Origin of the sequence: Pseudomonas sp. R25(2017), from assembly GCF_002112565.1 — a bacterium.
Lineage (GTDB): Bacteria > Pseudomonadota > Gammaproteobacteria > Pseudomonadales > Pseudomonadaceae > Aquipseudomonas > Aquipseudomonas ekonensis.
On record NZ_NEHZ01000020.1, the window covers coordinates 122,746 to 147,226 of the forward strand.

Annotated in this window: 20 protein-coding genes; 8 read left to right on the top strand and 12 right to left on the bottom strand. The window is 66.7% G+C overall.

The features are described 5' to 3' along the window. Positions 1–112: 112 nt before the first annotated feature. Positions 113–1,771, bottom strand: coding sequence for a phosphoethanolamine transferase (locus tag CAG31_RS23565; RefSeq protein WP_085585736.1), 1,659 nt, complete (start codon positions 1,769–1,771; stop codon positions 113–115). A 383-nt stretch (positions 1,772–2,154) separates the two neighbouring features. On the opposite strand from CAG31_RS23565, the gene lexA reads away from it, so the two are divergent. The 4 genes from lexA to CAG31_RS23585 are packed head-to-tail and all read left to right on the top strand — an operon-like array spanning position 2,155 to position 7,886. Continuing rightward, the gene (lexA, locus tag CAG31_RS23570; protein WP_085585738.1) at positions 2,155–2,772 is read left to right on the top strand and encodes a transcriptional repressor LexA; all 618 of its coding nucleotides are present in this window, start codon (positions 2,155–2,157) and stop codon (positions 2,770–2,772) included. Continuing rightward, complete coding sequence (imuA, locus tag CAG31_RS23575; RefSeq protein ID WP_085585740.1) at positions 2,772–3,389, top strand: translesion DNA synthesis-associated protein ImuA; 618 nt, start codon at positions 2,772–2,774, stop codon at positions 3,387–3,389. Before lexA ends, imuA begins: the two co-directional genes overlap by 1 nt. Before the next feature lie 7 nt (positions 3,390–3,396). Continuing rightward, positions 3,397–4,812 carry a DNA polymerase Y family protein gene (locus CAG31_RS23580; RefSeq protein WP_085585742.1) on the top strand — a complete coding sequence of 472 codons (1,416 nt, stop codon included), beginning with the start codon at positions 3,397–3,399 and terminating at the stop codon, positions 4,810–4,812. Beyond that, a complete protein-coding gene (locus tag CAG31_RS23585) occupies positions 4,809–7,886 on the top strand; it encodes an error-prone DNA polymerase (protein ID WP_085585744.1) in 3,078 nt (1,025 codons plus the stop codon). Before CAG31_RS23580 ends, CAG31_RS23585 begins: the two co-directional genes overlap by 4 nt. A gap of 1,016 nt (positions 7,887–8,902) precedes the next feature. Here CAG31_RS23585 and CAG31_RS23590 read toward each other — a convergent pair. The 7 genes from CAG31_RS23590 to CAG31_RS23620 all read right to left on the bottom strand — a co-directional run bounded on the left by CAG31_RS23590 (position 8,903) and on the right by CAG31_RS23620 (position 16,308). Then, positions 8,903–9,565 (bottom strand): flavin reductase family protein, encoded by a 663-nt coding sequence (locus CAG31_RS23590; RefSeq protein WP_085585746.1) that lies wholly within the window; start codon positions 9,563–9,565, stop codon positions 8,903–8,905. Positions 9,566–9,576: 11 nt separating this feature from the next. Beyond that, positions 9,577–11,064 carry an amidohydrolase family protein gene (locus CAG31_RS23595; RefSeq protein ID WP_085585748.1) on the bottom strand — a complete coding sequence of 496 codons (1,488 nt, stop codon included), beginning with the start codon at positions 11,062–11,064 and terminating at the stop codon, positions 9,577–9,579. After that, complete coding sequence (locus CAG31_RS23600) at positions 11,061–12,257, bottom strand: amidohydrolase family protein (protein ID WP_085585750.1); 1,197 nt, start codon at positions 12,255–12,257, stop codon at positions 11,061–11,063. The genes CAG31_RS23595 and CAG31_RS23600 overlap by 4 nt, the downstream gene beginning before the upstream one ends. Positions 12,258–12,445: 188 nt before the next feature. Continuing rightward, positions 12,446–13,498, bottom strand: a complete 1,053-nt coding sequence (locus tag CAG31_RS23605; RefSeq protein ID WP_085585752.1) for an extracellular solute-binding protein — start codon at positions 13,496–13,498, stop codon at positions 12,446–12,448. A 20-nt stretch (positions 13,499–13,518) separates the two neighbouring features. Further along, entirely contained in the window at positions 13,519–14,307 is a 789-nt protein-coding gene (locus CAG31_RS23610) for an ABC transporter permease (protein ID WP_085585754.1), read from the bottom strand. Further along, the gene (locus tag CAG31_RS23615; protein ID WP_085585756.1) at positions 14,304–15,221 is read right to left on the bottom strand and encodes an ABC transporter permease; all 918 of its coding nucleotides are present in this window, start codon (positions 15,219–15,221) and stop codon (positions 14,304–14,306) included. Before CAG31_RS23615 ends, CAG31_RS23610 begins: the two co-directional genes overlap by 4 nt. A 1-nt stretch (position 15,222) precedes the next feature. Beyond that, on the bottom strand, positions 15,223–16,308 hold the full coding sequence (locus tag CAG31_RS23620) for an ABC transporter ATP-binding protein (protein ID WP_085585758.1): 1,086 nt from the start codon (positions 16,306–16,308) through the stop codon (positions 15,223–15,225). Between the two features lie 151 nt (positions 16,309–16,459). Here CAG31_RS23620 and CAG31_RS23625 point away from each other — a divergent pair, with 151 nt between their 5' ends. Beyond that, positions 16,460–17,149, top strand: a complete 690-nt coding sequence (locus CAG31_RS23625) for a GntR family transcriptional regulator (protein ID WP_085585760.1) — start codon at positions 16,460–16,462, stop codon at positions 17,147–17,149. A gap of 131 nt (positions 17,150–17,280) precedes the next feature. Beyond that, entirely contained in the window at positions 17,281–19,392 is a 2,112-nt protein-coding gene (locus CAG31_RS23630; protein WP_085585762.1) for a PAS domain-containing sensor histidine kinase, read from the top strand. A gap of 15 nt (positions 19,393–19,407) precedes the next feature. Here the strand turns inward: CAG31_RS23630 and CAG31_RS23635 are convergent, their stop codons facing one another. Continuing rightward, a complete protein-coding gene (locus CAG31_RS23635) occupies positions 19,408–19,929 on the bottom strand; it encodes a DUF4142 domain-containing protein (RefSeq protein WP_085585764.1) in 522 nt (173 codons plus the stop codon). A 201-nt stretch (positions 19,930–20,130) separates the two neighbouring features. Here CAG31_RS23635 and CAG31_RS23640 point away from each other — a divergent pair, with 201 nt between their 5' ends. Together CAG31_RS23640 and CAG31_RS28505 are read left to right on the top strand one after the other, a co-directional pair. Further along, a complete protein-coding gene (locus tag CAG31_RS23640; RefSeq protein WP_085585766.1) occupies positions 20,131–20,373 on the top strand; it encodes a DUF465 domain-containing protein in 243 nt (80 codons plus the stop codon). Between the two features lie 108 nt (positions 20,374–20,481). Next, a complete protein-coding gene (locus CAG31_RS28505) occupies positions 20,482–20,655 on the top strand; it encodes a hypothetical protein (protein ID WP_170930010.1) in 174 nt (57 codons plus the stop codon). Between the two features lie 219 nt (positions 20,656–20,874). Here CAG31_RS28505 and CAG31_RS23650 read toward each other — a convergent pair whose 3' ends face one another. The 3 genes from CAG31_RS23650 to CAG31_RS23660 all read right to left on the bottom strand — a co-directional run bounded on the left by CAG31_RS23650 (position 20,875) and on the right by CAG31_RS23660 (position 24,072). Next, entirely contained in the window at positions 20,875–21,951 is a 1,077-nt protein-coding gene (locus CAG31_RS23650) for an SMP-30/gluconolactonase/LRE family protein (protein ID WP_085585770.1), read from the bottom strand. After that, a complete protein-coding gene (locus tag CAG31_RS23655; RefSeq protein ID WP_085585773.1) occupies positions 21,948–23,093 on the bottom strand; it encodes an SRPBCC family protein in 1,146 nt (381 codons plus the stop codon). Before CAG31_RS23655 ends, CAG31_RS23650 begins: the two co-directional genes overlap by 4 nt. Positions 23,094–23,208: 115 nt before the next feature. Then, a complete protein-coding gene (locus CAG31_RS23660) occupies positions 23,209–24,072 on the bottom strand; it encodes a LysR family transcriptional regulator (protein WP_085585775.1) in 864 nt (287 codons plus the stop codon). Positions 24,073–24,481 lie beyond the last annotated feature (409 nt).

The following is a 24,481-nucleotide window of genomic DNA, read 5'->3' on the forward strand; positions in this document are numbered from 1 at the left end:
GCGGTGGATCAGCCTCGACAGGTGCGGGATGTGCCGGCGTCATCGCTTGCAGGCAAGCGCCTACAGGTTTTGCGGGGGCAGCAAATCCTGCATTCATCCGCCCCCGCATGGCTCACTGCGCAGCCGTCATCGCCGGCCGGCAGCCGCGGAAGATGTCCAGCCCCGGCTGGTACAGCGAGGTCTTGACTTCGAACAGCCCCAGCACCGAGTGGAACAGGTTGTCGTGGCTCAGGTCCGGCTGGCCGCTTTTGCCTTGCAGGCAGCCACGGTCGATGCCCATTTGCGCCAAGGTATTGTTGCCGAACCACATCACCATCGGCACATGGGTCTGCGCCTCGGGAGCCAGGGCGTAAGGCGCGGCGTGCAGGTACAGGCCGTTCTCGCCCAGGGATTCGCCGTGGTCGGAAACGTACAGCATCGACGTGTCGAGGGTGTCCTGGTTGCGCTTGAGCAGCTCGATCACCTTGGCCAGGAAGTGGTCGGTGTACAGGATCGTGTTGTCGTACACGTTAACCAGTTCCTCGCGGCTGCAACTGCCCAACTGGTTGGTGTGGCAGATCGGCTTGAAGCGTTCCTGCTCCTTCGGATAGCGCTCGTAGTATTCCGGGCCGTGGCTGCCGTCGGCGTGCAGGACGATGATCGCGTGACCCTTGAGGCTGTCGATGTAGCCCTGCAGGTCCGCCAGCAGCGCCTCGTCCAGGCAGTTGTTGCCGTCGCAGAACGGCCCCGGCTGGTTCTTGGCGATATCGCGGTGCGGCACCCGCAGGCAGGTGCCCTTGCAGTCGCTGTTGTTGTCCAGCCACAGCACCTGCACGCCGGCGCGCTGGAGGATGTCGAGCAGGCCTTCGTAGGTCTTGCCTTTCTTGTCGCTGTAGTCCTCGCGGGGGAACATCGAGAACATGCACGGCACCGACACCGCCGTGGACGTGCCGCAGGAGTGCACCTGGGTGAAGTTGAGGATGTCCAGCTTGCTCAGCTCGGGGTTGGTCTCGCGCTCATAGCCGTTGAGCGAGAAGTGGTCGGCCCGGGCGGTTTCGCCGACCACGAACACCATCAGCGACTTCTTCCCGCGGGCGGTGGCCTTGGCGCTCATCACCGCGTCTTCGCCGACGGCCTGCACCACGAAGTGCTTTTTGATCCCCAGCCGCTGCTTGGCGTACTTGCTGATCGCGTAGATGTAGTTGGTCGGGTTGATGAAGTGGGTGAGCTTGTCTTCCTCGCGGAAGATCGGCGCGTAGGTCGAGTAGAACGCACCCACCGACGCGCCGATCACCAGCACGCAGGCCACCATCACCAGCACCTTGTTCAGCAGCCCGCGAAAGAACGGCCGGTACGCCACCGGCCAGCGCCAGATCAGCGCCGCCGGCACCACGCCGAGCACCAGCACATAGGCCAGCAGCTTGCCGCTGAACAGCGCGGAGGCTTCCTCCGGGTTGGTTTCGAAGACGTTCTGGATCATCACCGTGTCGATGGTGATGCCGTACTCGTTCATGAAATAGGCGGCGCAGGCCGAGAGCAGGGCGACCAGGGTCAGCGCCGGCTTCAGCGTCCAGCGGAACGACACCAGGGTCAGCAGCAGGGTGATGGCGGCCCACAGGAACAGGCCGAATGAGGCGAAGAACGCCAGCTTGTGTGCGCCCTGCAAGGTGATCAGCGTGCCCAGCGCCTTCCATGTCGCCAGGTTGTACAGCGCCACCAGCGCCAGGGAAAACAGCAGTACCAGACGGGTGGGGGTGATGGACGGTAAACGCAGTCCTTTGCCTGCAGCCATTGGGTTTTTTCCTCTACTCGAATAGAAAACACACGCGGTTCGCGTGCAACTGTAGAAGATCGTTGGTCAAAATTTCGTAAACATCCTGTAACAAACCTTCGGGGAGGGTCAGGGTTCATGCGCCAGGACGATGGATGACCAGGATCCTTGTGGGCACAGAACTGCGGCCGCTGCTGAATTCTGTGGAAGCCAGCCTGCTGGCGATGGCGGTGTGCATGGATCCTGCGGACACCGGTGATACCTGTGGGAGCCGGCTTACCGGCGATGGCGGGGGGCCAGTCACCGCAGATGTCGGCAGTGCCGGCCTCATCGCTTGCAGGCAAGCTCCTACAGGTTTTGGCCTGACTGACGGTCGTTGCCAGAAAAACCCCGGTAGAGTACAAATGTACTCCATGACGACCCTGACTCCCCGCCGTACCGCCATCCTGACCTTCATCCGCGAACGCATCGCCGAACACGGTCAGCCCCCGAGCCTCGCTGAAATCAGCGAGGCTTTTGGTTTCGCCTCCCGCAGCGTGGCGCGCAAGCATGTGCTGGCGCTCACCGAAGCCGGGTTCATCGAGGTCAATCCGCATCAGGCCCGGGGCATCCGCCTACTCAACCAGCCGCCGCGTCCGGAGCTGCTGGACGTGCCGGTGCTGGGCCGGGTGGCGGCGGGTGCGCCTATCGGCGCCGACGCCGAGGTCCACAACCGCCTGATGCTCGACCCGGCGCTGTTCGCCCGCGCACCGGACTACCTGCTGCGGGTGCAGGGCGACTCGATGATCGAGGACGGCATCCTCGACGGCGACCTGGTGGGCGTGCGGCGCAACCCCGAGGCGCTCAACGGCCAGATCGTGGTGGCGCGCCTCGACGGCGAGGTCACCATCAAGCGTTTCGAGCGGGTCGGCGATGAGATCCGCCTGCTGCCGCGCAACCCCGCGTACCGGCCCATCGAGGTGCGGGCCGACCAGGACCTGGCCATCGAAGGGGTGTTCTGCGGCCTGGTGAGGCAAGGCTGATGGGCGCCGTCGTTGCGTTGGACACGCTGTTCAATGGCGGCCAGGTCTGGAAGGGCCGGCCTGCAGTCCCGGCCGCCAGCCCGCAGCCCACCGGCCACCCTGCGCTGGACGCGGCGTTGCCCGGCGGCGGCTGGCCGGAGTCGGCGTTGAGCGAAATCCTGTTCGCAGGCCCCGGCGTCGGCGAGCTGCACCTGGTGTGGCCGACCCTGGCGCGGCTGTCGACGGCGGGCGAGCGCATCGTGCTGGTGGCGCCGCCGTTCGTGCCGTACCCCCAGGCCTGGGCCAATGCCGGCGTCGATCTGCGCCAGTTGTCGGTGATCCGGGCCGGCGAGCGCGAGGCCCTGTGGGCGGCGGAGCAATGCCTGCGTTCGGGCAGTTGCGGCGCGGTGCTGTGCTGGCCGCACAAGGCCGATGACCGGGCGCTGCGGCGCTTGCAGGTGGCGGCGGAAACGGGCCAGACCCTGGCGTTCGCCTGGCGCCCGTTGAGCGAAGCGGCCAACCCGTCGCCGGCGGCGCTGCGGATCGCCGTCGACGCCCGGCCGGCGCAGCTGCGGGTGCTCAAGTGCCGTGGCGGGCTGGCCCGCACGGCGCCGATCGCCTTTGCCGTGGGGCATTGAGGCCGCCATGCGCTGGGTCTGCATCCTGTTTCCGCAATTGGCGCTCGACGCGGTGCTGCGTCAACGCCCCGATCCCGACCAACCGTTGGCGCTGCTCAGCGGCCCGGCCCAGCGCCGGGTGCTGCAGGCCGTGAACGACGCGGCCAGGGCCCAGGGCCTGCGCCCCGGCCAGTCGATGACCGCCGCCCAGGCCCTGACCCGGGATTTCGCCAGCGCCGAGTACGACATGGCCGAGGTCGAACACTGGCAATGCTTTCTCGCCGCCTGGGCCTACCGCTTCAGCGCGCAGGTCAGCGTGCATTACCCGCGCACCGTGGTGTTCGAGATCGAGTCCAGCCTCGGCCTGTTCGGTTCCTGGGCACAGTTCGAGGCGCTGCTGCGCTCGGAACTGACGGCGCTGGGCTTTCGCCACCGTATCGTCGCCGCGCCCAACCCGGCGGCGGCGCGGGTGCTGGCCAACGTCGGCGACGGTCTGGTGGTGCCCGACGGCGAAGCCTTGCGCCATCATCTGGGACGGCTGCCCGTCGACCGGGTCGGGCTGGCGCCGAACGTGGCCACGGCGCTGGAGCGCATGGGCCTGCGCCACCTCGGCCAGGTGCAGGCCTTGCCGCGTCAGGCCCTGGCAAGGCGTTTCGAGGCGCAGGTGCTCAAGCACCTGGACACCCTGTTCGGCGCACGGCCGCTGGCGCTGGCGTTCTACCAGCCGCCGGACCGCTTCGACGTACGCATCGAGCTCAATTTCGACGTGCAGTCCCATCAGGCGCTGCTGTTCCCGTTGCGCCGCCTGACCGCCGACCTGGCGGCGTTCCTCTGCGGCCGCGACAGCGGTGTGCAGCGGTTCGACCTGCACCTTGAGCATGCCGGCCTGCCGGACACGCTGATCAAGGTCGGCCTGCTCAGCGCCGAACGCGATCCGGCGATGCTGTTCGAACTGGCCCGCGGGCGCCTGGAACAGGTGCAGGTCGAGGCGCCGGTTCGCGGGTTTCGTCTGTGCGCCGAGGACCTGCCCGACTTCGTGCCCCAGCATCAGGAGCTGTTCGACGAGCGTCCCCAGCAGACCTTGCCCTGGGAACAGCTGCGCGAACGCCTGCGCGCCCGGCTGGGGGACGACGCGGTGCAGGGCCTGCGTTTCCAGGCCGATCACCGCCCCGAATGCGCATGGCAAACCGGTGTCGACAAACTGCCTTGCGCGCCGCTGCCGGGCGTGCACCGTCCGGGCTGGTTGCTGGACGAGCCGCAGGCGGTGCCCGAGGGGGCGGCGCGGATCCTCATGGGCCCGGAGCGCATCGAATCCGGCTGGTGGGACGGTGACGACGTGCGCCGCGACTACTACCTGATCCAGAACCGCGCCGGGCAGCAGGGCTGGGCCTACCGGACGGTGGGCGAGGGCGGTCCGCTGTGGCTGCAGGGTTGGTTCGCATGAACGACGGCTACGCCGAACTGCACTGCCTGTCGAACTTCAGTTTCCAGCGCGGTGCCTCCAGTGCGCTGGAACTGTTCCAGCGGGCGAAACAGCAGGGCTACCAGGCCCTGGCGATCACTGACGAATGCACCTTGGCCGGGATCGTCCGGGCCTGGCAGGCGGCGAAATCCGTTGAACTGCCGCTGGTCATCGGCAGCGAGGTGCGCATCGACCAGGGCCCGAAACTGGTGCTGCTGGTGGAGACCCTCGAAGGCTATCAGGCTCTGTGCGGCCTGATCACCCGTGCCCGGCGGCGCACGCAGAAAGGCTGCTATCAGGTGCTGCGCGAGGACTTCAGCGAGCCGCTGCCGGGGTTGCAGGCGCTGTGGGTACCGGACGCCACCGATGACATCGAAGAAGGCCGCTGGCTGCGGCAGGCCTTCGGCGAGCGCCTGTGGCTGGCGGTGCAGCTGCATTGCGGGCAGGACGACCGCCAACGGCTGGCGGCGTTGCTGGAACTGGCCGACGGGCTGGGCATCCCGGCGCTGGCCAGCGGCGACGTGCACATGCACGCCCGTGGCCGCCGGGCGTTGCAGGACACCATGACCGCGATCCGCCACCACGTCCCGGTGGCCGAGGCCGGGCTGCGCTTGCACCCCAACGGCGAGCGGCACCTGCGCAGCCTCGACGCGCTGCGCGGGCTCTATCCGCCGGCCCTGCTGCAAGCCTCGGTGGATCTGGCTCGGCGCTGCACCTTCGACCTGGGGCAGTTGCAGTACCGATACCCGCAAGAGCTGGTGCCCGACGGGCACACCGGCCGTTCCTGGCTGCGGCGACTGACCAAGGACGGCATCGCCTGGCGCTGGCAAAAAGGGGCGCCCTACAAGGTGCTGAGGCAGATCAACAAGGAACTGAAACTGATCGCCGAGCTGGGTTACGAAAGCTACTTCCTCACCGTCCACGACGTCGTGAGGTTCGCCCGTGATCAGCGCATCCTCTGCCAGGGACGCGGCTCGGCGGCCAACTCGGCGGTGTGCTTTGCCCTGGGCATCACCGAGATCGACCCGAACCGCACCACGCTGCTGTTCGAGCGTTTCATGTCCAAGGAGCGCAACGAGCCGCCGGACATCGACGTGGATTTCGAACACGAACGCCGCGAAGAGGTCCTGCAGTATGTGTTCCGCCGTTACGGCCGCAGCCGCGCCGCATTGACGGCGGTGGTCAGCACCTACCACGCCGCCGGCGCCGTGCGCGACGTGGCCAAGGCCCTGGGCCTGCCGCCGGATCAGGTCAACGCGCTGGCCGACTGCTGCGGCCACTGGAGCGACGACGTGCCGCCGCTCGAGCGTTTGCGCGAAGGCGGGTTCGACCCGGACAGCCCGATCCTGCGCCGGGTGCTGAGCCTGACCGGGCAACTGATCGGCTTCCCCCGGCACCTGTCGCAGCACCCCGGCGGGTTCGTGATTTCCCAAGAGCCGCTGGACACCCTGGTGCCGGTGGAGAACGCCGCCATGGCCGACCGCACGGTCATCCAGTGGGACAAGGACGACCTCGACGCGGTCGGGCTGCTCAAGGTCGACATCCTCGCCCTCGGCATGCTCAGCGCGATCCGCCGTTGCTTCGACCTGCTGCGCCGCCACCGCAACAGGGATCTGAGCCTGGCGACGATTCCGGCCGATGACCGGCCGACCTACGACATGATCAGCCGCGCCGACACCATCGGCGTGTTCCAGATCGAGTCGCGGGCGCAGATGTCGATGCTGCCCCGGTTGCGGCCGCAGAACTTCTACGACCTGGTGATCGAGGTGGCCATCGTCCGCCCGGGGCCGATCCAGGGCGGGATGGTGCATCCGTACCTGCGCCGCCGGAACAAGGAGGAAAAGGAAACCTATCCGTCACCGGAACTGGAGACGGTGCTCAAGCGCACCCTCGGCGTGCCGCTGTTCCAGGAGCAGGTGATGCAGATCGCCATCGTCGCGGCCGACTACAGCCCCGGCGAGGCCGACCAGCTGCGCCGCTCCATGGCCGCGTGGAAGCGTCATGGCGGGCTGGAGCCGCACAAGGAACGGCTGGCCGCCGGCATGAAGAAGAACGGCTACTCGCCGGAGTTCGCCGCGCAGATCTTCGAACAGATCAAGGGTTTCGGCAGCTACGGGTTTCCCGAGTCCCATGCCGCCAGCTTCGCCTTGCTCACCTATGCCAGTTGCTGGCTCAAGTGCCACGAGCCGGCGGCGTTCGCCTGTGCGCTGATCAACAGTTGGCCGATGGGGTTCTACAGCCCGGACCAGATCCTCCAGGACGCCCGACGGCATCATTTGCAGATCCGCCCGGTGGACGTGCGCGCCAGCGACTGGGATTGCGGCCTGGAACCCATGGCCGGCGGGCAGCCGGCGATCCGCATGGGGTTGCGCCTGGTCAAGGGCTTTCGCGAAGAGGACGCCCGGCGCATCGAGGCGGCGCGGGAGCGGGGCGCCTTCGCCGACCTCACCGACCTGGGCGGACGGGCAGGGCTCGACAGCCGGGCCCTGGCGTTGCTGGCGGACTGCGGGGCGTTGCGCGGGCTGGCGGGCCACCGCCACCGGGCGCGCTGGGAAGTGGCCGGGGTGCAGGCGCAGCTTGGGCTGTTCGCCGGGTTGCCAGGGCAGGATGAACCGGAAGTCGTGCTGCCCAAGCCCAGCGTCGGCGAAGACCTGCACGCCGATTACGCCACCCTCGGCACCACCTTGGGGCCGCATCCGCTGGCGTTGCTGCGCGATGAGCTGAGGGCGCGGCGGTGCCGCAGTTCGCGGGAGTTGCAGGAGGTCGAGCACGGCCGGCCGGTCAGCATCGCCGGGCTGGTGACCGGACGCCAACGGCCGGGCACCGCCAGCGGCGTGACCTTCGTCACCCTCGAGGACGAGTTCGGCAACGTCAACGTGGTGGTCTGGCGCGACCTGGCCGACCGCCAGCGCCGGGTGCTGGTGGGCTCGCAACTGCTCAAGGTCGATGGCCGCTGGGAGCGCGAAGGTGAAGTGCGGCACCTGATCGCCGGACGGCTGAGCGACCTGAGCCCGCTGCTCAACGGCATCCGCGTGCAGAGCCGCGACTTCCACTGACCCCCACCCCAAAAACTGTGGGAGCTGCGGTGCCCGCAACATTCAGGTTCACCCCAAAACCTGTAGGAGCTTGCCTGCAAGCGATGGGGCCGGCCCTGCCGACATCTCTGTTGCCTGACCCACCGCCATCGCCGGCAAGCCGGCTCCCACAGGTATCACCGGTGTCCGCAGGATTCATGTTCACCCCAAAACCTGTAGGAGCTTGCCTGCAAGCGATGAGGCCGGCACTCCTAGCATCTCTGTTGCCTGACTCACCGCCATCGCCGGCAAGCCGGCTCCCACAGGTATCACCGGTGTCCGCAGGATTCATGTTCACCCCAAAACCTGTAGGAGCTTGCCTGCAAGCGATGAGGCCGGCACTCCTAGCATCTCTGTTGCCTGACTCACAGCCATCGCCGGCAAGCCGGCTCCCACAGGTATCACCGGTGTCCGCAGGATTCATGTTCACCCCAAAACCTGTAGGAGCTTGCCTGCAAGCGATGAGGCCGGCACTCCTAGCATCTCTGTTGCCTGACTCACCGCCATCGCCGGCAAGCCGGCTCCCACAGGTATCACCGGTGTCCGCAGGATTCATGTTCACCCCAAAACCTGTAGGAGCTTGCCTGCAAGCGATGAGGCCGGCACAGCCGACATCCCTGTTGCCTGACCCACCGCCATCGCCAGCAGGCTGGCTCCCACAAGGGATCTCGGGTGTCCGCAGGATTCATGTTCACCCCAAAACCTGTAGGAGCTTGCCTGCAAGCGATGAGGCCGGCACAGCCGACATCCCTGTTGCCTGACCCATCGCCATCGCCAGCAGGCTGGCTCCCACAAGGGATCTCGGGTGTCTGCAAGATCCAGGCACACCACAAAACCTGTGGGAGCTGGCTTGCCAGCGATGAGGCCGGCACAGCCGACATCTCTGTTGCCTGACCCATCGCTATCGCCAGCAGGCTGGCTCCCACAAAGGATCAGTCCATGTACACCACCAACCTTGTGGGAGCTGACAAGCCCGTTCCCACAAGGCACGGCGGCGGTCATTCGGCCGAAGGCCAAAGCCGTTCGCCGCCGCCCGGCGCTTCGGTCCAGGCCTGCAGCGAGCGGGTCGGCAGGTCGAAGTAGTCGCGGGTGCGGGCGTAGCCGTGGCCGCCCATGCGGCCGATGGCGTCCAGGCCCAGTTGGTCGATGTACAGGGTCTTGGGGTCGATCAGTTCGTCGCGCACATGGGCCATCAACACTTCGCCCAGGATGATTTCCCGGGAGTGACCGATGGACAGCGCCATCATCCGCCGGCATTCCAGCGCCACCGGCGCCTCGCCGATGCGCGGGCATTTGACCGTGGTGCCGGCGATGGCGGTCAGGCCGGCGGCGGTCAGTTCGTCGAAGCCCGGCGCGAAGGGCACGGCGCAGACGTTCATGGCCTCCACCAGGGCATCGCTGACGATGTTCACGGTGAACTCCTGATTCAGCTGGATGTTGCGGGTGGTGTCCTTGGGGCTCTGGTCCTGATAGTTCTCGACGCCCAGGGCCAGGATCGGCGGGTCCGCCGACAGCGCATTGAAGAAGCTGAACGGCGCGGCGTTGACCCGGCCTTCGCCGTCCACGGTGGTGACCAGCGCAATCGGCCGGGGCACCACGCTGCCGATGAGGATCTTGTACTTTTCCCGCGGGCTGAGTCGGCTGAAATCGAAGCTGTGCATGGCAGAAATCTCTAAGGAAGGGGATCGATGGCGCTCAAGGGCGCGTCGGCGCTGTAGTCGTCGGCGAACGGGATGGCCGGGCGGAACAGGGTTTTCCAGTCCGGTCGGCCGAAGGCCCGGTCGCTGTGGCTGCGCATCAGTTTTTCGTATTGGCGCTGGGCCTGGCGCTGCAGGGACGGGTAGTCCACGCCAATGACCTGGCCGTCGCGCATCACGCAGCGGCCGTCGATGTAGCTGGCGATGCAGTCGTCGCCGCGTCCGGCCAGCAGCAGGTTCTTCAGCGGGTCGAACAGTGGCCCCAGGTGCATCCCGCGCAGGCTGAACACGGTGATGTCGGCCTTGGCGCCCGGCGCGAGCCGGCCGAGGTCGTCGCGGCCCAGCGCCTGGGCGCCGCCGAGGGTGGCGGCGTTGTACAGGTCCAGGCCGCAGGTCAGCGAGGGGCCGCCCTCCATCAGCCGGGCGATGTTCAGGCCGTGGCGCATGTTCGACAGCAAGTCCGCCGGCCAGGTGTCGGTGCCGAGGGCGAAGTTGACGCCTCGGGCCCGGTGGCGCCCGAACGAGTCCAGCGCTTCGCCGTCCCGGACGAACACCAGCGGGCAATGCACCAGGCTCGCGCCGCCGTCGATCAGCCGTTGCAGGTCGTCGTCGCCACGGGTGTAGATGCCGTGGGGCAGCAGGCTGCGCGGGGTCAGCAGGTCGAGCCGTTGCAGCCAGCCCAGCGGCGAGGTGCCGTGCAAGCGCTCGACCATCGCCACTTCCCCGGGCGCCTGACAGCAGTGCAGGCGCACCGGCGCGTTCAGTTCGCGGCTCAGTGCGGCGGTGCGTTGCAGCAGTGCCGGGGTGCAGGTCTGGATGCGATCGGGCAGCAGGGCGCCGCGGATCAGCCCGTCATGGGCGCCGTCGAAATCCTTGAAGAACCGCTCGGCGTCATCGAGCCCAGCCAGGCCCCGGCCTTCGTCCCAGTGATGGGCGAGGGTGCCGTCGGCGCGCCAGTAACTCATGCCGCTCATGTAGCAGGGGCCCAGGTAGGTGCGCAGGCCCAGCTCGGCGGCGACATCGGCGACCGCCGCAAACTCGTCGTAGCGCTCCGCCCATTCGCGGTAGTACATCGAGGTGATCGGCATCGCCGTGGTGATGCCGTTGCGGATCAGTTGGGTGAAGGCGTAGCGGTACTTGAAGACCTCTTCGTCGGCGCTGAACGACTCCCGCGGACCGGCCGCCAGGTAGTCCGCCGACCACATGCGGCCCATGGCGCGCTCGTCGCCGTTGTCGAGGGTCAGCACCGTGGAGTCGAGGTCGCCGAGGGCGTCGAGGTCGATGAAACCGGGACCGATCAGGGCATTGCCGTAATCGGTCCAGCTGTCCACCGGCCCCGGATAACCGCGCCCGACGAACACGATGCAAGAGCCTTCGAACACCACCTCGCCGTCGCGCCACAGCACATGCCGCGTGCCGTCGAAGCCGACCACGCAAGCGGCCTTCAGGCCCGAGCGCTTCACAAGCGGCTGCCCAGCAGGCGGCCGCCGTCGGCGATCAGTTCGCCGCCCCGATAGACTTGCCGCACCGGCCGCGCCACCACCGCCTCGCCGAGGGTCTCCACCGGCATCAGCAGAAAGTCGGCCGCCCGGCCGATGCCGAAGCCATGCCCCTCGACGCCCAAGGCGCGGGCCCCGTTGACCGTGGCTGCGTCGAACGCCGCGGCCAGTTCCTCGTCCTTGTTCAGGTCGAACCGGAACGCCAGCAGCATCGCCCGTTCCAGCATGTCGCCGTTGCCCATCGGCGACCACGCGTCGCGGATGCCGTCCGAGCCCAGGCACACGTTGACCCCGACCTCACGCAGGGCCAGGAACGGCGGCACCGGGCAATCGGCCGGCGCCGAGCTCATCAGCGAAATCCCCAGCGCCGCCAGCCGTTCGGCCACCGGCCGGACCTGGCTCCACGGCAGCATGCCCAGGCAATAGGCGTGGCTGATCATCACACCGCCCTGCAGGCCGAAGCGTTCGGTGAAGTCGGCGATCCGGGCGATCTGCCACAGGCCCAGCTCGCCCTTGTCGTGCAGGTGAATGTCGACGCCGCGCCCGAATTCGGCGGCCAACGAAAACACGAAGTCCAGTTGCGCGATGGGGTCGTTGTCGATGCCGCAGGGGTCGAGGCCGCCGACGTTCTCCACGCCCAGGGCCATGGCTTCGCGCATCAGGTCGGCGGTGCCGGGGCGGCTGGTCAGGCCGGTCTGCGGGAACACCACCAGTTGCAGGTCGATCAGGTCGTTGTAGCGTTCGCGCAGTTGCAGCATGGCTTCGACATGGCGCAGGCCGAATTCCGGGTCGATGTCGACGTGGCAGCGCATCGTCAGCGAACCGCGGGCGATGCAGTTCTCCAGCAGGGCCCCGGCGCGTACGGCGATCGGCGCGCGAACCTCGCGCAGCACCCGGCGTTCGTTGGCGATGTAGTCCTTGAGGGTCGGGCCTGCGCTGTTCGGGCGCCAGGGCTGGCCGTAGAGGGTCTTGTCCAGGTGGACGTGGCTTTCCACCAGGCTGGCGGTCAGCAGGCGGTGCTTGCCGTCGATGTCGGTGGCGGCCAGGGGCGCCGGGGACGCGGCGCGGCGCTGGGTGAAGCGGCCGTCCTCGATCAGCAGGTCTTCGGCGGGGGCGCCGTAGGGGCGTACGTTTCTGAGCCAGCGGGGGTGGGACATTTCATACCTCTATTTCGATGTTGTCGGGGCGGGCCTCATCGCTCGCAAGTCGAGTCGTCGCACCGCAGCTCCAGGCCTGTGGTGCCTGGACTGACGCCATCGCCAGCAAGCCGGCTCCCACAGGGGAATGTGCGCAAACCCAGGCTCCTGTGGGAGCGAGCCTGCCCGCGATGGCCGCGATGCGGTCTTCAGCCCTTGAGCTTGGACCAAATGCGGTCCTGCAGCTCCCGCGCCTTGTTGCTGCATTCCTTTTCCGGACGCAGGCGCGAGGCGTATTCGTCGGGCATGTTGATGGCGTCCATGACCTTCCATTTCGCGTCGAGCAACTGATCGCTCTGGATGCCGTTGGCGTAGGCGATGGCGTTGGACACGGCGGCGGCGTTTTCCGGTTTCATCATCCAGTCGATGAAGATCTTCGCGTTGCCCGGGTGCGGCGCGCTCCTGGGCACGGCGAAGTTGTCCTGGAACATCGCCAGGCCTTCGCGGGGGTACACGTAGCGGATGGTGCTCTTCTGCAAGGTGGCGCGGGCGGTGGAGCCGTTCCAGTTCTGCATCATGATCACTTCGCCGGAGGCCATGCGGTCGACGGTGTTGTCGGAGCTGTACATCTTCAGGAACGGCTTCTGCTTCTGCAGCAGCTCCAGGATGCGTTTGGCGTCCTGCGGGTTTTCCGTGCACTCGTCGACGTTCAGGTAATGGCTGGCGGCGTTGATCACGCTGCTGGAGGTGTCGAGGGCGGCGAGCTGGCCTTGCAGTTCCTTGCGCGGTTCGAAGAACTCCTTCCACGAGTCGTCCAGCTTGCCGCCCGGCACCCGCGCGCTGTCGTAGGAGAACCCGGTGGTGCCCCACAGGTACGGCGCCGAGTATTTGCGGCCGGGGTCGAAGCTCGGGTCACGGAACGGCCCTTTGACGTACTGGAAGTTGCTCAGGCCCGGCGCGTCGATCTCCAGCAGCAGGTTCTGCTGGATCAGCGTCTGCATGATCGACTGCGACGGCACGATCACGTCGTACGCCGCGCCGCCGGCCTGCAGTTTGGCCAGCAGGGTCTCGTTGCTGTCGTAGCCGTCCATGGTGACCTTGATGCCGGTCTCTTTCTCGAACTTGGCCAGCAGATCCACCGGGTAGTAGTCGGTCCAGTTGTAGAAGAACAGCTCCTTGGGCTCGGCGGCGTGGGCGCCGAACGCGGTGAGACAACTCAGGGCCAGACCGGATACCGCCAGACGCATGCCTTTGGTTTTCATGAGAGCGCTCCAGGTTTTCTTCATTGTTGTTTGCCGCGCTGGCCCAGCCAGAAGGCCAGCACCACCAGCACGATGGAAATCACCAGCATCAGGGTCGAGATCGCGTTGATCTCCGGGGTCACGCCGGCCTTGATCGCCGAGAAGATGTACACCGGCAGCGTGGTGGAACCGGGGCCTGCGACGAAGAAGGTCATGATGAAATCGTCGAGGCTGACCACGAACGCCAGCACGGCGCCGGACAGCACCGCCGGCCACAGCAGCGGCAGGGTCACGCGGCGGAACACCTGCCACGGGTTGGCGTACAGGTCATTGGCCGCCTCCAGCAGGCTCCGGTCCAGATCGTTGAGGCGCGCGCGGATCGGCAGGTAGGCGAACGGGATGCAGAAGCCGATGTGCGCCACGATCACCGTCAGCAGGCCGAGCTTGATCCCCAGCGACATGAACAGCAGCAAGGTCGCCACGGCAGTGACGATCTCCGGCAGGATCAGCGGCAGGTTGATCCCGCCCTCGACCATCTTCTGCCCGTAGAACGGCCGGCAGGTGGCCAGCGCCGCCAGCAGCGCGATGGCCGTGGCGCATACCGTGGCGATGGCCGCGACGATCACCGAGTTCAGCGCCGCCGTCTGGATCGACGGGTTGGCCAGGATCCGCCCGTACCAGGCGAACGAGAACTCGGTCCACACCGTCGCCGAACGGTTGGCGTTGAAGCTGTAGACGATCAGCACCAGGATCGGCAGATACAGGTAGGCCAGGATCAGCAGGCTGATCTCCCGGGTGGCGGGCAGTTTCTTCAGGTGCAGGGCGATCATGGGCGGGCTCCCCGGTGGAGGTTCTTGGCCGCGTTGCGGCTGTAGAGGGCGTACAGCACCAGCGACAGCAACAGGATCCCCAGCAGCAGGAACGACAGCGAACTGCCCAGGGGCCAGTTGCGTGCGGTGCCGAACTGCTGCTGGATCAGGTTGCCGATCATCAGCGTCTTGCCGCCGCCCAGGATCGCCGGGGTGATGAACGCCCCCAGGCTCGGCACGAACACCAGCAGTGCGCCGGCGATCACGCCGGGCATCGACAGCGGCAGGATGATCCGGCGCAGCGCGTGCCAGCGGTTGGCGCCCAGGTCGTAGGCGGCCTCCACCAGGCGCCAATCGAGTTTCTCCAGGGTCGAGTAGATCGGCAGGATCATGAACGGCAGGAAGCTGTAGACCAGCCCGACGCTGACCGCGAAGTCGTTGTAGAGCAGGGTGATGCCGCCGGCCTGGGGCAACAGCGCGTTGAGGCTCTGGGCGACCCAGCCCTGCTCGCGCAGGATGATCAGCCAGGCGTAGTTGCGGATCAGCAGGTTGGTCCAGAACGGAATGGTGATGAGCAACACCATCAGGTTGCGCCGGCGCGGGGTCAGGCTCGACATCCACAGCGCCACCGGAAAGCCGAACAGGAAGCACAGCACCGTGGTGCCGCCGGCCTGGAACACTGAGCGCAGCAGGGCCTGGGCGTACACCCAGTTCAGTTCGAGACCGCCGTCGAAGCCTTCCTGGAAAAACAGCTGCACGTAGCTTTGCAGTTGCCAGTCGGCCTGCCAGTCGACGCCGCCGTAGAGGTTGCGCGGCAACAGGCTGATGTAGCCCATGATCCCCAGCGGAATGGCGATCAGGGCAAGCAGGGTCAACACCACCGGGCTGAGCAGCAGCGCGCGGTTGAGGGTCGGGGACGTGCCGGTGACGCTCATCTCAGGCCTCCATCAGCAGGCAGGCCTGGGGCGGCAGGTGCACCGCCACGCGCTCGCCGACGCCGCGGCCCTGGTGCAGGCCTTCGTTGTTCTCGCGCAGCATGACCTTGATGTCGTTGTTCAGCCGGCACTGGTACAGCGTGGCGGTGCCGACGTACAGCACCGCCTCGATCACCCCGCCCAGGTGATGGGGCTCGTGGGGTGCGACCAGCCGCGAGCGCTCCGGGCGGAACGCCAACTGCACGCTGGCGCCGTCGACGCCCTGGGGCGGGCAGGGAATCTCCACCGGCATGCCGTCGGGCACGAACAGGTTCTCATTGCGCTCGCCGCGCTTGAGCCGGCCGGGGAGGAAGTTGATGTCGCCGATGAACTGGGCGACGAAACGGTGCTGCGGGCGTTCGTAGATCTCAGTGGGCGTGCCGATCTGCAGGATCTTGCCGGCCGACATCACCGCGATGCGGTCGGACAGGGTCAGGGCCTCTTCCTGGTCGTGGGTGACGAAGATGAAGGTGATGCCGGCTTCCTGCTGCACGCGCTTGAGCTCGACCTGCATTTCCTTGCGCAGCTTCAGGTCCAGCGCCGACAGCGGCTCGTCCAGCAGCAGGACTTTCGGCTTGGGCGCCAGGGCCCGGGCCAGGGCCACGCGCTGCTGCTGGCCGCCGGACAGCTGCGCCGGCTTGCGCCCGGCCAGGTGCTGCATCTGCACCAGCGCGAGCATCTCTTCGACGCGGTCGGGGATCAGCTTGCGCTCAAGGCCCTGCATCTCGAGGCCGAAGGCGATATTCTGCGCAACACTCATGTGCGGAAACAGCGCGTAGCTCTGGAACACCGTGTTGACCCGGCGCTTGAACGGCGGCAAGTCGTTGACCGGCTCGCCCGCCAGGCGGATCTGGCCTTCGCTGACGTGCTCGAACCCGGCGATGGTGCGCAGCAGGGTGGTCTTGCCGCAGCCGGACGGGCCCAGGAGGGTGAAGAATTCGTTGTCGGCGATGTTCACCGACACATTGTCGAGAGCCGGCGCCAGGCCGGGGTCTTCGGAGTACCGCTTGGAGACGTTGCGCACTTCAATTGCTATTGGTTGACCCATAATGGTGCAATCCTCTAATTATTGTATGCAATATCTGAATGCAATTTAGAAATACCCGGATTAATCTGGCTGTGCAACCCCCTTTTTCCGCGGCTGCGCTTTTTGGCAAGCAGCGCCGACGGACCGTTGCCGGCACTGAAGGAGCTTTGCAATGACCGAGAAAAAACCGGAAACCTTGGTCGACCGCGTCTACCAAGGGGTTTACGAGGCGATCAGCAAGCGCTCGCTGCGCCCCGGCATGAAGCTGGGCGAGGCGTCGCTGGCGGAACTGTTCAATGTCAGCCGCACGTCGGTTCGTGCGGCGCTCAAGCAACTGGAGGCCGACGGCCTGGTCACCACCGAGCCCAATAAAGGTGCGTCGGTGTCGCTGCCCAGCGACGAAGAGATCCGTTCCCTGTTCGAAACCCGGCGGCTGGTGGAGATCGGCATCGTCACCGAGCTGTGCCGGCGCAAGGACACGGCGGCGATGCAGGACCTGCGCGACCACCTGCTGCTGGAGGACGAAGCCCATCAGGCCGGCGACCACGAGCGGTTGATCCACCTGCTCGGCGAGTTCCACATCAAGTTGGCCCGCAGCCTGAACAACCCGGTGCTGCTGGACTGGTTCCAGAAACTGATCTCCCGCGCTTCGCTGTACGCCGCCGCCCTGGACGACGACAGCCACGAAGCCTGCCGCGACGACGAGCACCTGCGGCTGATCGAGTACATCGAGGCCGGCAACCAGAGCGCCGCCGTCGAACTGACCTGCATGCACCTCAACGGCATCCAGAAGGCCATCCTCGACGTGGCGGCCCGGATCAAGACCGGCTATCACCCGCTCAAGCACTTGATCGAAGTCTGAAGGCCGGGGCGGGGGAAATCGGCTATACCTCTTATGCAACCATTTGCGGCGCGGGAGGTTCGAAACACAGGGGCGTGGCGTCACCGGGCGTTGCGATTGATCGGACTCACCACAGAGTGTTGAATCGGGCGATGCAGTTTCTATCCGACAACCATGGATGCGATGGCTGGAAAGGTGAAATGGCCGGGCGCATCCGTGCCTTTGACTGGGGCCGAACCGGTCTGGGCTCCCTCGAGACCTGGCCGGCCAGCCTGTGCAGCACGGTGCGGCTGATGCTCGCCTCGCCGTTGCCGATGGTCATGCTCTGGGGCCGTGACGGCTACATGATCTACAACGATGCCTATTCGCGGTTCGCCGGCGGACGCCACCCGTACCTGCTGGGTACGCCCGTGGAACTGGGCTGGCCGGAAGTCGCCGACTTCAACCGCCACGTGGTCGACACCTGCCTGGCCGGCGGCACCCTGGAATACCGCAACAAGGATCTGGTGCTGTTGCGCGACGGCGTGCCCGAAGACGTCTGGCTCGACCTCTACTACAGCCCGGTGGCCGACGACCGGGGCGCCCCGGCGGGGGTGATGGCGATGGTGGTCGAGACCACCGAACTGGTGCTGTCCGAGCGCCTGCGCCAGGCCGCCGAGGACGCCTACCGCGCCGACAACGAACGGGTGCGCCTGGCGCTCAACGCCGGGGCGCTGCTGGGCTCCTTCGTGTGGGACGTGAAGAACGACGTGCTGTCGGCCGACGAGCGTTTCGCCCGCACCTTCTCCTATCCGTCGGGCCAGGACCTGACCAACCTGCCGCAGCACATCGCCGAAGCCCACATCCATCCCGACGACCGCGTCTGGGTCGCCGAGTGCGTCGAGCAGGCAGTGCTCACCGGCGAACCCTACAACGCCGAGTACCGGGTGCTGCGCGCCGACGGCAGCTTCCTGTGGGTGTTGGCCAGCGGCGCCTGCGAATTCAACGAACGGGGCGAGGCGTTCCGCTTCCCCGGCGTGCTGATCGATATCCATGAGCGCAAGACCGCCGAAGAATCCTTGCTCAAGTTCACCCGCAACCTCGAGCAGCGGGTGGCCGCCGAAGTCGAGGCGCGGCTGGCGGCCGAGGAGCAGTTGCGCCAGTCGCAGAAGCTGGAGGCCATCGGCGGGCTGACCGGCGGCGTGGCCCACGACTTCAACAACCTGCTGCAAGTGATCGCCGGCAACCTCAACCTGCTGGCCCGGCACGAGCGTGACAACCCCAACGTGCAGCGTCGGGTCAACGCTTCGCTGGCGGCGGTGGACCGCGGCGCCAAGCTGTCGTCGCAATTGCTGGCCTTCGCCCGGCGCCAGCCGCTGACGCCAGCGGTGTGCAACCTGGCGGACATCTTCGACGGCCTCGGCGAACTGCTGCAGCGGGCCCTGGGCGAGACCATCCGGATCGACGTGCACTTGCCGCACAAGCCCTGGCGGATCAACGTCGACCGCAACCAACTGGAAAACGCCGTGCTCAACCTGGCGATCAACGCCCGGGACGCCATGAAGGGCGAGGGCACGATCACCCTCAGCGCGGACAACCTCACCCTGGATCAGTCGTTCTGCGCCGGCAAGGGCATCCTGCCGGGGGATTTCGTGCGGATGTCGGTGGGCGACAGCGGCGTCGGGATCGCTGCGAACCTGCTGGAGCAGGTGTTCGAGCCTTTCTTCACCACCAAGGCCGACGGCCAGGGCACCGGGCTCGGGCTGAGCATGGTGTTCGGGTTCGTCAAGCAGAGCGGCGGCCATGTGGAGATCGACAGCCGAGTGGGCGAGGGCACGCGGGTGCAATTGTTTTTCCCGCGCAGCCTGCAGCCGCTGCGGGACGAATCGCCGGGCGCCGGCCGCCAGCAGCAGGGCGGCCACGAGACCCTGTTGGTGGTCGAGGACAATGACGCGGTGCGCGGCTCCACCGTGGAGCTGCTGCGCGAGGAAGGCTACCGGGTGCTGACCGCCGGCAACGGCGACGCGGCGATGCAGTTGCTGCTCGACGGCGCCTCGGTGCAGCTGATCTTCACCGACGTGGTCATGCCCGGCCTGATCAAGAGCGCCGAGCTGGCCGCCTGGGCCAAGGTGCAGTCGCCGCCGGTGGCAGTGCTGTTCACCTCCGGCTACACCCGCGACATCATCTCGCGCAACCACCAGCTCAGCCCCGACACCCACCTGCTCGGCAAGCCCTACAGCCCCCAGGCGCTGCTGCGGATGATCCGCACGGTGCTCAGCGCCTGAGGCCCGGGGCGTACGTCACTTGCTCGGGTGTTTGGCCTGCAGCTCCTTGGCGTGTTTCAAGTGCTGCTCCAACGCTGGCAACATTTTCTGGGCAAAGGCCTTGAGCTCGGGGCCGCCCTTGACCTTGTCGTCGGTCACGGTATTGGCTTCTTTCTTGAACAGCTCGATGGCTTCTTCGTGGGCCTTCACCTGATTGTTGGCGTAGGCCGCATCGAAGGATTCGTCGCGCAGTTCGAGGATCTTTTCCTTGGCCTGCTTGACCAGGGTGGTGTCGTCGGGCACTTCGATGCCGTTGGCCTTGGCGATGGTGGCCAGTTCGTCGTTGGCGTTGCCGTGGTCGGTGATCATCATCGTCGCGAAGGCCTTGATGTCGGCCGAGGCGCTTTTCTCCAGGGCCAGGCGGCTCGCTTCGATCTCAGCGATGCCGCCGGCGGCGGCGTTGTCGACGAAGGTGTTGGAGGTGGCGGCGAAGGCGCTGCCCATGCCGGTGCACAGGGCGACGGCCAGGGTCAGGTGACGCAGGTTGAATCCGTCCATTGGTCATTCTCCACGCATTGGTTGTGAGCGTTATCCAGTGGAGGGAGATGGGCCGGCAAAGGTTTGGTCCGGTTGGCGCCAGGGCGACGAACGGTCGTTTGCCGCCTGGCCGGCAGTCGACAGAACCCGCAACCGAGGCCATCCTGATAGCTGGCGAACGCATAGGGCGCGTTGGCCGCGATCAATTGACGGAGGTGTTCCATGCCGGTTAAGCATGACCTGCTTGAGGATTTGAAGATTACGAAGGATGCGTTCCAGAAATTGCGCACCCAAAGGCCGCATCTGGATTCATTGGCCAACCAGTATCAGGACATGGACGACGTCGTGGTCAAGGCTGAGAACGCCACCTCGGATGCCCCCAGCGATGACGCCTTGAAGAAGCTCAAGGAAAAGCGCTTGCAGATCAAGGACAAGATTGTCCAGGAACTGCAGCGACAGGCCTGAGCCGGGCCGATCCGCCGACCATCGGCGGCGGATCGGCCGGAACGTTGAACCCGCCCGGCACCTCGAATGTTCAGAGCCCGCATGCAGCGGCTCCCGGCGAGGTGCCCCATGAACCGTCCCACCCCCTCCCAAGACAAGTTCCCCAGCGAAGAGCAGGGAACCTACGACCCCGTGCCGACCCACCCTGAACCCAACAGCCCGGCGCACACCTACCGGCATCCGAAACGGGAGCCGGCGGCGGATGAGACCGAGCCGGACAAGCCTCAGACGCCCGGTGCCTGACCGGCCGCCATCGCCAGCAGGCTGGCTCCCACAGGGGATTTCGGGTGTTTGCAGGATCCAGGTACACCACAAAACCTGTGGTAGCAGACCCAACGCCATCGCTGGCAAGCCAGCTCCCACAGTTTTTGTGGTGTGCTTAGATTCTGCAAACACCCGGGATCCCTGTGGGAGCTGGCTTGCCAGCGATGAGGCCGGTGAACCCGGCACGCCTCTGGAGGCTTACTTGAGGGCCGCCCCCAACGGCATCCGCGTCATGTGCGAAGCCTTCAGCGAACCGAAATACAGCCAATCCCCGTACTCCCGCGCCGTGGTGATCGGCGAGTAGTTGCCGGCGCTGGCGTCCTGCAGATTGGCGATGACCTTGCCGTCCAGGTCCAGCCCCAGCACGAACGCGCGTTTTTCCAGGGGCTTGGGCAGCACGGTGAGCGCCCGGACAATCACCTTGCGCACGAACGGATGTTCGGCGGTGCGGTCCAGCAGCGGATTGCGCGGCGCGTACAGCGCCACCCAGAAGCGGTCGCGGCCGTTGAAGGCGAGGTTGTCCGGCAACCCCGGCAGGTTGTCGATGAACAGGTCGTGGGTGCCGGCGTTGGGGCCGGTCAGCCAATAGCGGCTGATGCGGTAGGCGCCGGTTTCGTTGACCAGCACATAGGCGTCGTCCGGCCCCAGGGTGACGCCGTTGGCGAATTCCAGCCGATCCAGCAGGACGCTGGTCTTGCCGGTCTGGAAGTCGTAGCGCAGCAGACGCCCGTCGCCGCCGTGCTCGATGATCGCCTCGCCGTCGTGGCCGTAGCCCCAGCGGCTGGAGGCATCGCTGAAGTAGGCGTAGTGCCCGGATTTGTCGATGGCCACGTCGTCGGTGAAGCCGAAGGGCAAGCCGTTGGCTTCGGTGGTCAACGCCACCAGCCGGCCCTGGGCGTCGAGGGACAGCAGGCCCTTGTCCGCATCGGCAATCACCAGCAGGCCGTTGGGATGCCGCGCCAGCCCCAAGGGACGGCCGCCGGTGTCGGTGAGCACCTTGCGCTGGTGGCCGTCGAGGCTGGTGCGGATCACGCGGCCGTCGTGCAGGCCGGTGATCAGCTTGTCGTCCTCAAGCAGCAGCGCCTCCGGCCCTTCGATGCCGCTCGGGCCGACCTGGCGCAAGCCGCGCAGGCGCTGGTTGTCGGCGTAGGGCCCTTCGGTCATGGACGGTGCCGGCGGCGGTGTCCAGGCCACCGGTTCGACGCGGGTCGGCATCAGCAGCAGAAACGCCAGCACGATGACGATCAGCAGCACGATCAGATGGCGCAGTTTCACGCGTCGGCTCCTGCGCGGGACACGTGCTGAGCGGCCCGGTCGCGCAGGGCCAGCATCGAGGCGGCAGACTCGCGCTCGATGCGCCGCTTGAGCAGCAGAAGGTTGGCCAGGCGCATGCCCAGTCCGTCGAACCGATAGTCCAATGTGCGCACGAACCGCGTGCGCCCCCCGAGATCAGCACACTCATAAACCAGCGACAACGACAGGCCGTGGTCGCCCCGCGCCCGTGCGCACCAGCGCCGCCCCGGCAGGTACTCGTCCACTTCCCAGACCAGATGGCCGTCGCGCCCGCCGGCGCGGATGTCCTCCTCGAACCGTGCACCGGCATGCAAGGGACCGGCGGGGCCGTGAATCTTCAGCGACGAGGGGTGCCACTGCGGCCAAAGGCTGACGTCTGCGGCGTAGGCGAGCACGGCGTAGGGCTCGCCGTCGATGTCGATCCCGTGCTGCTGGCGGGTCATGGGCGTCCTCGGTTCGTTCGTGTGGGCGGGTTCCGGCTCCCAGTACAGGGTGCCGAACAGGTAATCCATCAGGGGCAGGACGATGTTGAAGTTGCGCTCCTGCATGCGTTCGCGGCGGTGATGCAGTTCATGCAGGCGGTGCATCTGGCGGATCCACGGCAGGCGGGCCAACGGGTGGCGCGGCGGCAGGTGTTCGCAGGCGTGGAACACCTCGTAGGTCAGGTAGCCCAGCACCATGCAGCCGCCGAACAGCCCGGCCACGTTGGCGTTGAGCTGCGCGAACAGCCACCACAGCGGCAGGGCCACGAGCAGCGTGTGCACCACGATCAGCCAGGCGGGAAACAGGATCACCCGCCAGTCCCGGGCGCTGTCCCAGGTCATGTGGCCGGGGGTGAAGAAACTGTGGTGGTCGCCGGCGTGGCGGGCGTAGAACATTTTCGCGAAGCTTTTCTTGTGGTGCCCCAGGTGCCGGTGCACCACGTACACGCCGAAGTTGAAGAACAGCAGGGTCAGCGGCACCGTCAGCCACTCCAGGGGCTGCACCTGCCGCACGCCGCTCCAGAACGCGCCGATGGCCAGCACGCCGAACAGCAGCACGAAGGCGCCGTGCAGCCACGGGTTGTACAGCGGATGGATCGCCGCCCGGTAGCGGCTGCGGAATGCTTCGGTGGTTTGCCTCACTGCGGTCACCTGCGGATATTGTTGTTGTATCCGGCAGATTAGCTGATCCCTCGGCCTGCGCAGGCTCGGGGGCGAGGTCACAAGTGACAGGTTCCGGTACGCAGCGCCGTGGGCTTCAGCTCAACGGGTTCCAGCGCTGCGACCAGTCGTCGTCGGCCTTGATCACGGCGCGCAGCAGGTCGAAGGCGTGCTGCAAGGTGGCCGAGTCGCGGTCGCGGGAGTAGACGAGGTAGGTCGGATAGCCGAATTCCGGGGCTTTGGTCACAGCCTCCAGGGCGCCGCTTTCCAGGTAGGTGCGCACCACCCGCGTGCGGAAATAGCCGCTGCCGCCGTTCTCCAGGATGTACTGCAAGGCCAGCGGGCCGAGGTTGAAGCTCAGGGCGGCCTTGGCCTTTTCCGGCAGGGCGGCGTCGTGCTGGCGGCGGAAGTCCGGGCCCCAGTCGATGTAGACGTAAGGGGCGGGGCGGTCGGGGGTGTGCACCAGGATGAGTTTTTCCTCCAGCACCTGCTCGACCTGCAGGCCCGGCCAGTATTCCGGCTGGTAGACGAGCGCGGCGTCGAGCACGCCGAGTTCGAGCTGGCGCAGCAGGTTTTCGCCGTCGCGGATCTCCATGCGCAGGGCATGGCTGGGGATGTGCTCGCGCAGTTCGGCGGCCCAGCTGAGCATCAGCGGGTTGCACAGGCTGACCTCGCCGCCGATGTGCAGCACGTTGTCGTAGCCTTCGGGCAGCGGCAGGTCGCGGCGGGCGGCTTCCCAGGTCTGCACCAGCTGGTTGGCGTACACCACGAACGCCTCGCCGTTGGGCGTCAGGCGCGCCCCGGCCCGATTGCGCACGAACAGGGTGCTGCCCAACTGGCTTTCGAGCTTCTGCACGCGGGCGGTGATGGCCGTCTGCGTGACGAACAGTTTCTCCGCCGCCGCGGCGAGACTGCCGTGGCGGACGATTTCCAGGAAGGTACGGGCGAGGTCGATGTCCATGGGCGGGCCGGCGTCTGAGGTGCCGGCATGATAAGCCGCGGTGCCTGAGGGAGCCAGCTTGCTGGCGATGGCGGTGGGTCAGGCAACAGGGATGTTGTCTGTGCTGGCCTCATCGCTTGCAGGCAAGCTCCCACAGGGTTCTTGGGTGTTCGCCGGTCCGGCGGGCAGCCGCAGTACCTGTGGGAGCCAGCTTGCTGGCGATGGCGGTGGGTCAATCACCACAGATGCCGGCTGTGCTGGCCTCATCGCTAGCAAGCTAGCTCCCACAGGTTTTGTGGTGTGCAGGGATCCTGCGTCCAGCCGGGATCCCCTGTGGGAGATTCTATGGTTGAGGCAAAGCCCTCAGCCTGCTTTCGGTTCATATTCGCTTTGTCCTTTGAGCAGGGCGAATACGATCCGGGCCAGTTTG

Excerpts from the sequence above, each read along its gene's own strand:
- CAG31_RS23640 (WP_085585766.1), top strand. The coding sequence starts at position 20,131 with ATGCCGGTTAAGCATGACCTGCTTGAGGATTTGAAGATTACGAAGGAT.
- imuA (WP_085585740.1), top strand. The coding sequence starts at position 2,772 with ATGGGCGCCGTCGTTGCGTTGGACACGCTGTTCAATGGCGGCCAGGTC.
- CAG31_RS23660 (WP_085585775.1), bottom strand. The coding sequence starts at position 24,072 with ATGGACATCGACCTCGCCCGTACCTTCCTGGAAATCGTCCGCCACGGC.
- CAG31_RS23635 (WP_085585764.1), bottom strand. The coding sequence starts at position 19,929 with ATGGACGGATTCAACCTGCGTCACCTGACCCTGGCCGTCGCCCTGTGC.
- CAG31_RS23615 (WP_085585756.1), bottom strand. The coding sequence starts at position 15,221 with ATGAGCGTCACCGGCACGTCCCCGACCCTCAACCGCGCGCTGCTGCTC.
- CAG31_RS23605 (WP_085585752.1), bottom strand. The coding sequence starts at position 13,498 with ATGAAAACCAAAGGCATGCGTCTGGCGGTATCCGGTCTGGCCCTGAGT.
- CAG31_RS23585 (WP_085585744.1), top strand. The coding sequence starts at position 4,809 with ATGAACGACGGCTACGCCGAACTGCACTGCCTGTCGAACTTCAGTTTC.
- CAG31_RS23630 (WP_085585762.1), top strand. The coding sequence starts at position 17,281 with ATGCAGTTTCTATCCGACAACCATGGATGCGATGGCTGGAAAGGTGAA.
- CAG31_RS28505 (WP_170930010.1), top strand. The coding sequence starts at position 20,482 with ATGAACCGTCCCACCCCCTCCCAAGACAAGTTCCCCAGCGAAGAGCAG.
- CAG31_RS23600 (WP_085585750.1), bottom strand. The coding sequence starts at position 12,257 with ATGTCCCACCCCCGCTGGCTCAGAAACGTACGCCCCTACGGCGCCCCC.
- CAG31_RS23580 (WP_085585742.1), top strand. The coding sequence starts at position 3,397 with ATGCGCTGGGTCTGCATCCTGTTTCCGCAATTGGCGCTCGACGCGGTG.
- CAG31_RS23625 (WP_085585760.1), top strand. The coding sequence starts at position 16,460 with ATGACCGAGAAAAAACCGGAAACCTTGGTCGACCGCGTCTACCAAGGG.
- CAG31_RS23610 (WP_085585754.1), bottom strand. The coding sequence starts at position 14,307 with ATGATCGCCCTGCACCTGAAGAAACTGCCCGCCACCCGGGAGATCAGC.
- CAG31_RS23590 (WP_085585746.1), bottom strand. The coding sequence starts at position 9,565 with ATGCACAGCTTCGATTTCAGCCGACTCAGCCCGCGGGAAAAGTACAAG.
- CAG31_RS23565 (WP_085585736.1), bottom strand. The coding sequence starts at position 1,771 with ATGGCTGCAGGCAAAGGACTGCGTTTACCGTCCATCACCCCCACCCGT.
- lexA (WP_085585738.1), top strand. The coding sequence starts at position 2,155 with ATGTACTCCATGACGACCCTGACTCCCCGCCGTACCGCCATCCTGACC.
- CAG31_RS23620 (WP_085585758.1), bottom strand. The coding sequence starts at position 16,308 with ATGGGTCAACCAATAGCAATTGAAGTGCGCAACGTCTCCAAGCGGTAC.